Raw genomic sequence first — 8,979 nt, forward strand, 5'->3', positions numbered from 1 at the left:
CATTATTGTTTAACATAGCTAAAAATAAAAAACCGATCCATAAAAAGAATCGGTTTTCTAAGTAATGTATTATTTAATTACTTACCCTACTAAGCTCAATTGGTGTAAAAGGTTGTCCATTAATAAAACCAATAAATCCATCGATGATATATCGCAGTTCTCCCTTAAAGTTTAAAACTAAAAAGAAGTTGCCCGCTCGATCTTCAATAGGTTGCCATTTTACGAATTCGGCTTTAATCGGTTTTTTATTCCCTTTTAAAATCACTTCGATTTTTTCACCTACATTATAAGTCTTCATTATTGAACCAGCTCCAATCTTGTAGGGATTGGCTCAATTGCGTATGTTACTCTTTTACCCTTAAATCTATCTTTTACATAAGCTTGAATTTCCTTCTCTGTACCGATTTTCATAAAAATCCCTGGTTTAGAATTCTTATTTACCACTTTAATACGATACGGATGGACTTCAGTAGCCATTTGCATTTTAAAGATAGCTGGGCAAAGATCAATTGAATGAACAATATCAGTACGAATAAGTTGAGTGTATGCTCCTGTTTTTATTTCAATCTGAGCTTCACTTCCAATAGATAGTGACTTTAACTTAACCTCTCCTTGTACAAAATGTCCATTTCGAGAATATCCACCATTTTCTATTACATATTCAACCTTTTCAGTACGAAATTTCGCTTTCATCTTTCATCCTCCTAAAATGTGTAATTAATGAACCTCACAAATATTGTTATAAAAATAGATCATCTCGGCTGAATGTACTTCAACTCCATCAGATGCTCTTGTAAATAAGTCAGTAATGTAAGGGTTAAAATAGACCTTTTCTCCGTTTATAGGAGAACCTATTCCCTCAAAGGTTCCGCGAACAACTGCACAAACTCTTTTTCGTTGCTCACTTCTTATTTTTTCAATACCTGGCTTACTAACTACGAATTTCCCATTAGACATAAGTACAGTGGGGGCATAGGCAACCACCTTCCCATAACATGTACCTTTTACCAGGCTTTTAATTGAAAAAATTCCACCTTTAACAAGGTTATAGTAAACTTCTACTCTATCTCCTTTATTTAAAGTCATGCCCTCTCTTATCCTTAAGCAATGAGATTGCTGTAGCTGAAGTTGATCAAACATGACCCTTTTCCTTTATAGATGTAAAATCATTGGCTGCCACAATAACGTGATCTAAAACCTCAATACCTACAATTTTCCCAACTTTAACTAGTCTCTTCGTGACTTCAATATCCTCACGTGAAGGAGCCGAATGCCCGGATGGGTGGTTATGAGCTACAATAACGGAAGCAGCACTTCTCATTAATGCTTCGTTAAAGATCTCGCGAGGGTGCACTATGCTTGCGTTTAAAGAGCCCTTAAAAATAGTTTTCTTAAGAAGAACTTCATTCTTTGTATTTAAAAACAAAGCAACAAAGTGCTCTTGATTATAATCCTTAAGATACTCTAAGAAATCAGCAGCATCTTTGGGTGACCTAATCACATAGCGACTCTCTGCTTTTTCGTTATAAACTCTCCTACCTAACTCTAGAGCAGCAATAAACATTTCCGCTTTGCGTTTAGTGAATCCCTCAATCGTCATAACTCTTTCAACAGTTAATCCCTTTAATCCATACTCTCGCTTCATATCAAGGATTTGATTAACCATTTGCTGCAATGAAGTCTTTTTTGTTCCTGTCCCTATCATTAAACAAAGTAATTCACTTAAATTTAGGTTAGAAACATCTCCTTCCACTTCATATAACCTTTCAACAGACTCTTTTACTAACGAGCTGTCTGTACGTTCACTCACAAAAGATAATTGATTCATTTTTTCTTCCTCCTAAAATGTGTAATGTGTTTAATCTTAAATAATTCATGAGTTTTTCTATCATGGATTACATAAAATCACCTCCTTTAAAGTAAAAAAAAGAAGCCACTGATTAGTAACTTCTTTTCTGTAATATAATTAAACTCAACTAAATAGAGACGATTTGAGGCTTATAACCGTTATTTACAAGGTCATCGATTCCTTTACCTTTTTCAACTGGCCATAATGCAATCGCTAACTCTATTCCATGTGGTTTGAGTTCTTTTTTCGCACCTTCTATTGCGTTTAATACATTAGTTTGAACAGTATCCTCTTTTGTTTGAGCATCTGCATCAAAACTAAAGATCACACGCTTTGGTCGTAATGAAATAGTAGGTTCTAAAAGGAGTCTCCAATTATTCACTCCAGGTACTTGTAAATGTATCTGTTTTGTATAATTCGAAGCTATATCACCTTTTAACCCACCTTCGCCCCACCATACAGTATCAGTCTCCATATGGTCGCTGAGTTCTCCTTTATACAAGATCCAATTCAATAGAACTTGAGCGGGAACAGCAGCATGATAAGGTAGCACTGGATTTCCTATTTCAGCACCTTGTATTGTTCCTTTTTCAGGATTAATAGGTGAAGAGAACCAACCGTACTTTTGACCATTAGCAGGCTTTTCATCAAACATGATTTGAAATCCTTGAATTTCGTTATTGATGCTACGAAATGGAATTAACAAACCAGCTCTACCAACAGACGTCCAATAAGGTCCATACTTCCCTTCTTTAACTGCAAATCCCGGAACTCCATCTAGCTTTACTCCTTTAGAAGCAAGCTGTTTAGTAATACCATATCTTTCTTTCATATCATCTGAATAAGAACGATACATTCTAATTTTCGCTACTTGTGGACCGATTTTTCTCACTTCTTTCAAATGAAAAAGATGTGGCTTTTTGAGATCAAATTGCTTGATCCATTTAGAGTAGACTTCATGTAAATACCCAGGAGTTGCTTTAGGTGATTCTTTTTGAATCTCAATCCTTGGTTTATAAACAACATCATCAAATGTACGACTGCAGCCATCTTGATATTCAATAGGAATACCGCATAGCTCACAAATTTCTTCAACCGCTTGTACAAAATCCTTACCTTTTAAATAAGGGTCATTATATTTGCGGTAGCAATAAAAACTAATTGCATCCTTTCCACCAGCAGTTCCACCAAAGTCCTTCCAAACGTGTTTAGTAGGATTAATGGAAAGGGACGGAGTATTTTCTCCACCATTACGATAAGTAAAAAAGCTTTGTCCCGAACGCTGTAGAGACTCACCAAGTTGTTGAGCCAAAAAAAGTAAATCTATATTTCTAGCCTTTTCGATAGTTTCTTCTGTAATAAATGCCACTTCCGTTCCCCTCCATGCGCTAATTTGATATAAAACACAAAAAAGCCCTATAGAGAGGAAAGACACACTTGTGGTGTGTTTATTCCACCCTATAGGGCTTATAACTTCAGTAAAAGGCTCAATTGAGCAAGAAAAATAACTAATAACTAAATTATAATCTAGTATTATCACGAATACAATTATAATGTTACTATAAGATAATATTTTATCTGCTACTAATAGTTTTTTAGTCACAAGGATTAGTAAATAGAAAATTCAAGCATTCAATAAGGACGTTTTCATTATTAATGATAATTGAAGCTTCTTTATAGATATTTGTAAAAGCATTATCGTTGGATTGTTATAATGGCATTTTACTATACTGGTGTAAAAATACTTTATGTTGATCATTGTAATAATGCGACCTAAACCAGCTGCTACTTTATAAACACCCACTTGCGTGCGCAAATTTTTTAATAATTGTCGTTTATACCTTAAACATTCAATTTTACTCTTAATCGGAAATTATTTGATGAACTTTCCCCTTTAATAATTAATATTTTTTCTAATCTCCCATCTAGTAAGTTATCACTAATAATTATATGCAAAAAAATACTTACGATTAATTTAGCCTTTAATAAAAGTTATATCTGACTAGATTTGAATATATCGGGAAAGAAGAAAGTACACCTATTTAATCTCCCTTTTTTGTCATTATATTTAATATTTAACTGACATTAAACTACTCTTAATTTTAATTCTATTTGTTTCACTCATACAAGATTGGGTAAAACAAATAGAACAAAAGATTTTAAAAGGAGTATTTCATAATGACAAAATATAAGAAAATAGTATCTCACTTATTGGAGCAGTAGGGCTTGGCACTGGCGTGATAATAAGTGCAGGTATCTTTGCTCTTCTTGGACAAGTTGCTGAACTCTCAGGGCTCTGGCTCCCACTTATATTTGTTAAAGGTAGTATCGTAACAATATTAAGTTCTTACTCATATATAAAGATGAGTCAAGAATTCCCTTTCGCTGGAGGCATCGGCATGTTTCTCGTAAAAGCATATGGAAAAGGGACAATTACAGCTGTTGCTTCATTAATGATAGCAGCTTCTATAATTACTAACCAAAGTCTTGTGGCTAGAACATTTGGAACATATACACTTCAATTATTTAATGGTACAGAAAGCAAGTGGTTTGTTCCATTAATTGGCGTTGTTTAATCATATTTTCTTTCTTAATAAATATTTCAGGAAACATGTTTATACAAACCTTTACCTCGATCACTTCGCTAATAAAGATTATAGGTTTATCTATTTTGGCTATCGTTAGTATATGGGTAGCTGACTTTTCATTTACAACACCTGATCTTGGAAATGCTACACATAATACAGGGATGTAAGAATGATTTCGTCCATTGCTTTAACCATTTTAGCTTTTAAAGGATTCACAACAATAACAAATAGTGGTGAAGAAATAACCAAGCCTAGGAAAAATATTGGACGTGCTATTAGCATTTCAATTATCATTAGTTTGATTATTTACCTACTCCTTGCATGGGGAGTAGCCAGCAACTTAACATTAACTGAAATCATTAAAGCTAAAGACTACGCACTTGCTGAAGCTGCTCGTCCAGCATTTGGGAATAATGGAGTTTGGTTTATTGTTGTTCTGGCAATTATTACTACGTTTACTGGAATTTATTGCTAGTGTATTTGCTGTATCTCGTATGCTTGCCATGCTTACTGAAATGAAGTTAATTCCTCATAAGCATTTTGCAATGCCAGGTTCGATTCAGAAACACACTCTTGTCTATACTGTGGTTCTTGCAATTGTATTAACAGTTTCTTTTAACTTAACTCGGATTGCATCAATTGGTGCAATCCTCTATCTCATTATGGATATGATTATCCATTGGGGAGTATTTAAACATTTACGTAAAAAAGTAAAGGCAAACACACTAATCGTACTAACAGCTTTAATTATGGATTTCATTATTCTTGTTGCTTTTATTTGGATCAAAATTCAATCTGATTTAGTGGTTGTATTCGTGGTCAGGAAGTATGATTGTTTTATTATTTATAGGTGAACACTTTTTCTTAAAGTATAAAAAGTAATCAAATACCCTAGACGCACATAAAACAAGGCATGTGTCCAATCAAATTCTTTTCTTTAGAATAACCTATTAATAACCCTACTAATGAAAGAAGAGGTCATATGGGTTTTGGTGGCTACGGTGCTGGATAGGGTGGCTTTGGCGGCAGTGGAGCTTTCGCTCTATTCGTTGTTCTATTCATTTATTGATAATTGTTGGAGCTGCTTTTGTTTAATTAATTCTACAAGTAAGGACTATCTTTAGATGTGTCCTTACTTATTTTTTTGTTTATAAATCAATTAGGTACATTTAGATTTCTTTAAGTTAGTCTCAAGTCAATATTATATTCCCATTTTGAATACAATCTCATTTTCTTCCCTCATAATATGTGTTCACTTCATTAATACGGAATTACATAAAATACCCTTGGCATTCATTTGTACAGCTAGTGAGTTAGCTAAATGTGTACTTCTCTCAATATTCATTAGCGTAACATATCTGCACAATATCCTAGTAGTTGAATTGTTGCCTTCTATGATATTGATTCCCTTGGTTTATTAACAATTTGCTCCACCATGTTGTTTCCTTACTTAAAAAGTGTCTGTTGGTGATGGTATCCCATATCAATAGTATATGACATATGACTATCTCCAAAAATTTTAAAGACCATATCCTTATATATTACGACTACACATTTTTGCAAGAACAGGCGATTTCATGTTGATTGGTTTTTTAAGTATGATGTGGGATTAGGTTGATGTATTTGTTGCTAAGTTTTTTAGACATATAGAAAGGAGTCTCCACTAATAATGGAGACTCCTTGTTCTTTCATTATAACAGGCTACGACATTCTGCAATACATTCTTCTAAATCTTTTGCAGCATGTTGCATTCTTTGCTTAGAGTGATCATGAGCTTTTGCCATTGCTTTAGTTAAGTGTGTTAAGGCACTTTCACATTCAGTAATACATTCTTGAAGATCAGCTTTATTCATTCATAACACTCCTTTGGATAAAGATCATACAAGGAATATTATCTACATTTTCTATGATATTATTCTAAATTAGGTTATAAAAAGGGAAATTAACCCCTAAAAAATAGAGAATGGAGTAAGTATTGATCTACTCGCTGCTTATTATTTATAAATTAATTTTGTAACCATACCTCCCGGCGTTTTCCCATTATTTGTTTGATGAAAAGTCTTTGTTCCATTTATAGGGAAAGTTCCAGGATTAGTGGACAAAAGTTCGATATCTATCCTTTGTCCAGATGCGACATTTATCGTATCATCAAATATTCGATATCGAGGAAAACCATTTACGCTTACTACATGAAAATCATGTCCATGGATGTGCATAGAATGTGAGGCACTTGATTTATTAATAAAACGGATTCTAATTTTCTCTCCATACTTTGTTTGTAATCCTTTTGTATCAGGAAAAGACTTCCCATTGATTGTAAAAAAGTTTGGATTTGTATCGAACTTCTTTGGCTTATATAAGCCTGGTGTAACCTTACCTATTTCTTCTTGGGGGATATCAAATTGTTGTAAGACTAATACATAATCACGATATGGGATTTGATCAACCCTTAATTGATTTTCATTAGGTAAAATAATTAATGGACCCAATAACCCTTGCGGAATTTGCGATGGTTCACCTGCATGATAAAAGAAGGTGCCCGCTTGCCAAGCAGGGAAATTATATACATATGATTCTCCTGGTTGAATTAATGGAGTAGGTTCTATTTCAGGAATTCCGTCCTGAGAAACTGGTTTAGATAATCCGTGTACATGAAGCGATGTGGGCTTATCTAAACGATTTTCTAATTCAATCTGTACCATTTCTCCCTGTTTAAATACAAGTAAAGGCCCTGGTATAGAACCATTGTATCCCAGACCTTCTATCTCAACTTTGTCAACAATAGTATGGTGTGACGGTTGAGCGATTAATTTGTAGTATCGTGTATTCCCCTCCTTTTGGTACTTTGCTTTCATTCCATTCGGCATAACTAATTTACTTTCCCAATCCATACTAATCCCCCATTATAATATTTATTGATGAATAGTATGAAAGATAGCAAATAAATATGAGTCATAATAGAATGATTTTTGCTAACTCTTCTACATTCTAGATTTATTTATAGCAATTATGGAAGCCAAAAAGTGTGAGCCCACTGAATATAAGAGCTAATAAATTTCAAAATTTGTTTTATGTTAGTAACTCTATACTGGTTAACATAATGGTATTGGATTTTTTCAAGTAGGCCGATATTTGATGAAGGCTGTTAACCTAACAGGAAGCCATCATACACAAAAAGCATTTGCCCCAAATTAGAACCTCATTAACTTGATTACCACTACGTTGGTTTCATAAGTGCAATATAATTTGCTACATCTTTTATGTTAAACTACCAGTTATAACTTTGGCCACTTGACCATTCTTAACTATTAAGAAGGTGGTTGAACTGGTGTAGTATCATAAGCTTCGATAACAGATCGTTTTTTATCTTTTAGAATGGTAAATGTAAGACCATGTTTTTTATAAAGATTCAATTGCAACGTCACTTTCAGAAATATTGACAGCTAATATTACTACACCTAGATCTTTAGAATAATTATATCTTCTTTCCATAAATGGCATTTCTCACTAGCATGGTTTAAACCGTTTACACATGTCCCCCAGAAATTTAAAAACACACCTTTTCCTTTTAAGTCTGATAGTTGAACATTATTCCCCTCCATATCTCCAAGCATAAAATCTGGTGCCTTATCACCTGCCTGAACTCGAATTTTTTCAGTGAAGAAATTCAGATATAAAGTGTAAGTTATAGCTGAAACCATAATAAGTAATAAACTTAAACAAAAAATGCATCTAACTTTTTTGTTTTCATATGGAATTCCCCTTTCAAAATCATTCCCTTTGTTATATGAATTTTCAAATTCCTAAATATAAGTAAAAGTGTAACCTTTCAGTAATTTGGTTAACGAAGGACTGTTAATCAAAAATAACAACGTCTTGCCTAATTACCTTAGGTATAATATTGCACATACTAATTGATTGGAATATTTACAGAAGATATATAGGGAACCAAAGGGGGCAGTATTAATTCAATAAAAATGACAAGCAAAAATAGGTTGTCATCACTATGTAACTTTTTGAAACGTATGTATGTGTATCTTTAAAAATAATTTATTACCTTTTTCTTTTTAAAATAATTTCATTTCTTCCTTTACTTTCATATTTTGGTTCTGCTGTACTTGCATTTGTAATGATTTAATGTCCTCATTTTGTGGATTTCCTTGTTTTTTATGACAATCCTTTTTGCCACCCTTAAACATTACTTTCATGCAGAATAACATCATTAAAGGACATAATAAATATAGTGACCATTCAAAGACCTTCAGTAGAAGGTCTTTATATCTATATAAGGATGTTTCTTTCACTTTACTTTAGGCATCAATAGATTCAATAAATTCGATTATAGATTGAATAGGTTCATAATATTGATAATATTCTACCGATAGTCAATTTTTTAATGTAGACTATTATATACATATCAATATTTTAAAAACTTCGAGTTCCATTGATTATTTAATATAAATGTGTAGAAAATATGTATAGTGAAGATCTTTCTTTGCATAATGGATAATTTATAAAAAAAGCCTAGAATAATATTGAAAA

12 protein-coding genes are annotated in these 8,979 nt (G+C 32.9%); 3 read left to right on the forward strand and 9 right to left on the reverse strand.

Translation table 11 applies throughout. The features are described 5' to 3' along the window. Nucleotides 1–73 precede the first annotated feature (73 nt). From COD11_RS09130 to COD11_RS09150, 5 genes are all read right to left on the reverse strand, one after another. Nucleotides 74–298: a hypothetical protein gene (locus COD11_RS09130; RefSeq protein ID WP_098796458.1), complete on the reverse strand. Its 225-nt coding sequence runs from the start codon at nucleotides 296–298 to the stop codon at nucleotides 74–76. Continuing rightward, a complete protein-coding gene (locus COD11_RS09135; protein WP_098796459.1) occupies nucleotides 298–693 on the reverse strand; it encodes a hypothetical protein in 396 nt (131 codons plus the stop codon). The genes COD11_RS09130 and COD11_RS09135 overlap by 1 nt, the downstream gene beginning before the upstream one ends. 24 nt (nucleotides 694–717) lie before the next feature. After that, nucleotides 718–1,140 (reverse strand): hypothetical protein, encoded by a 423-nt coding sequence (locus COD11_RS09140; protein ID WP_098796460.1) that lies wholly within the window; start codon nucleotides 1,138–1,140, stop codon nucleotides 718–720. Beyond that, nucleotides 1,133–1,828, reverse strand: a complete 696-nt coding sequence (radC, locus tag COD11_RS09145) for a RadC family protein (protein ID WP_098796461.1) — start codon at nucleotides 1,826–1,828, stop codon at nucleotides 1,133–1,135. The genes COD11_RS09140 and radC overlap by 8 nt, the downstream gene beginning before the upstream one ends. Nucleotides 1,829–1,976: 148 nt before the next feature. Continuing rightward, nucleotides 1,977–3,218, reverse strand: coding sequence for a DUF3854 domain-containing protein (locus COD11_RS09150; protein ID WP_098796462.1), 1,242 nt, complete (start codon nucleotides 3,216–3,218; stop codon nucleotides 1,977–1,979). Nucleotides 3,219–4,248: 1,030 nt separating this feature from the next. On the opposite strand from COD11_RS09150, the gene COD11_RS27395 reads away from it, so the two are divergent. The 3 genes from COD11_RS27395 (at nucleotide 4,249) to COD11_RS27405 (ending at nucleotide 5,291) form a co-directional block, all read left to right on the forward strand. Beyond that, nucleotides 4,249–4,425, forward strand: a complete 177-nt coding sequence (locus tag COD11_RS27395; protein ID WP_255301567.1) for a hypothetical protein — start codon at nucleotides 4,249–4,251, stop codon at nucleotides 4,423–4,425. Between the two features lie 181 nt (nucleotides 4,426–4,606). Next, nucleotides 4,607–4,912, forward strand: coding sequence for an amino acid permease (locus COD11_RS27400; RefSeq protein ID WP_255301568.1), 306 nt, complete (start codon nucleotides 4,607–4,609; stop codon nucleotides 4,910–4,912). Continuing rightward, entirely contained in the window at nucleotides 4,866–5,291 is a 426-nt protein-coding gene (locus COD11_RS27405; protein ID WP_255301569.1) for a hypothetical protein, read from the forward strand. Before COD11_RS27400 ends, COD11_RS27405 begins: the two co-directional genes overlap by 47 nt. An 837-nt stretch (nucleotides 5,292–6,128) precedes the next feature. Here COD11_RS27405 and COD11_RS26770 read toward each other — a convergent pair. The 4 genes from COD11_RS26770 to COD11_RS09170 all read right to left on the reverse strand — a co-directional run bounded on the left by COD11_RS26770 (nucleotide 6,129) and on the right by COD11_RS09170 (nucleotide 8,741). Further along, on the reverse strand, nucleotides 6,129–6,290 hold the full coding sequence (locus tag COD11_RS26770) for a hypothetical protein (protein ID WP_176551025.1): 162 nt from the start codon (nucleotides 6,288–6,290) through the stop codon (nucleotides 6,129–6,131). Nucleotides 6,291–6,431: 141 nt separating this feature from the next. Continuing rightward, nucleotides 6,432–7,328, reverse strand: coding sequence for a multicopper oxidase family protein (locus COD11_RS09160; protein WP_098796463.1), 897 nt, complete (start codon nucleotides 7,326–7,328; stop codon nucleotides 6,432–6,434). Nucleotides 7,329–7,895: 567 nt separating this feature from the next. Beyond that, on the reverse strand, nucleotides 7,896–8,138 hold the full coding sequence (locus COD11_RS27975; RefSeq protein ID WP_369689275.1) for a redoxin domain-containing protein: 243 nt from the start codon (nucleotides 8,136–8,138) through the stop codon (nucleotides 7,896–7,898). Between the two features lie 366 nt (nucleotides 8,139–8,504). Further along, nucleotides 8,505–8,741: a DUF2933 domain-containing protein gene (locus tag COD11_RS09170; RefSeq protein ID WP_098796464.1), complete on the reverse strand. Its 237-nt coding sequence runs from the start codon at nucleotides 8,739–8,741 to the stop codon at nucleotides 8,505–8,507. Nucleotides 8,742–8,979 lie beyond the last annotated feature (238 nt).

Source organism: Bacillus sp. AFS040349, from assembly GCF_002577655.1.
Taxonomy (GTDB): Bacteria; Bacillota; Bacilli; order Bacillales; family Bacillaceae; genus Metabacillus.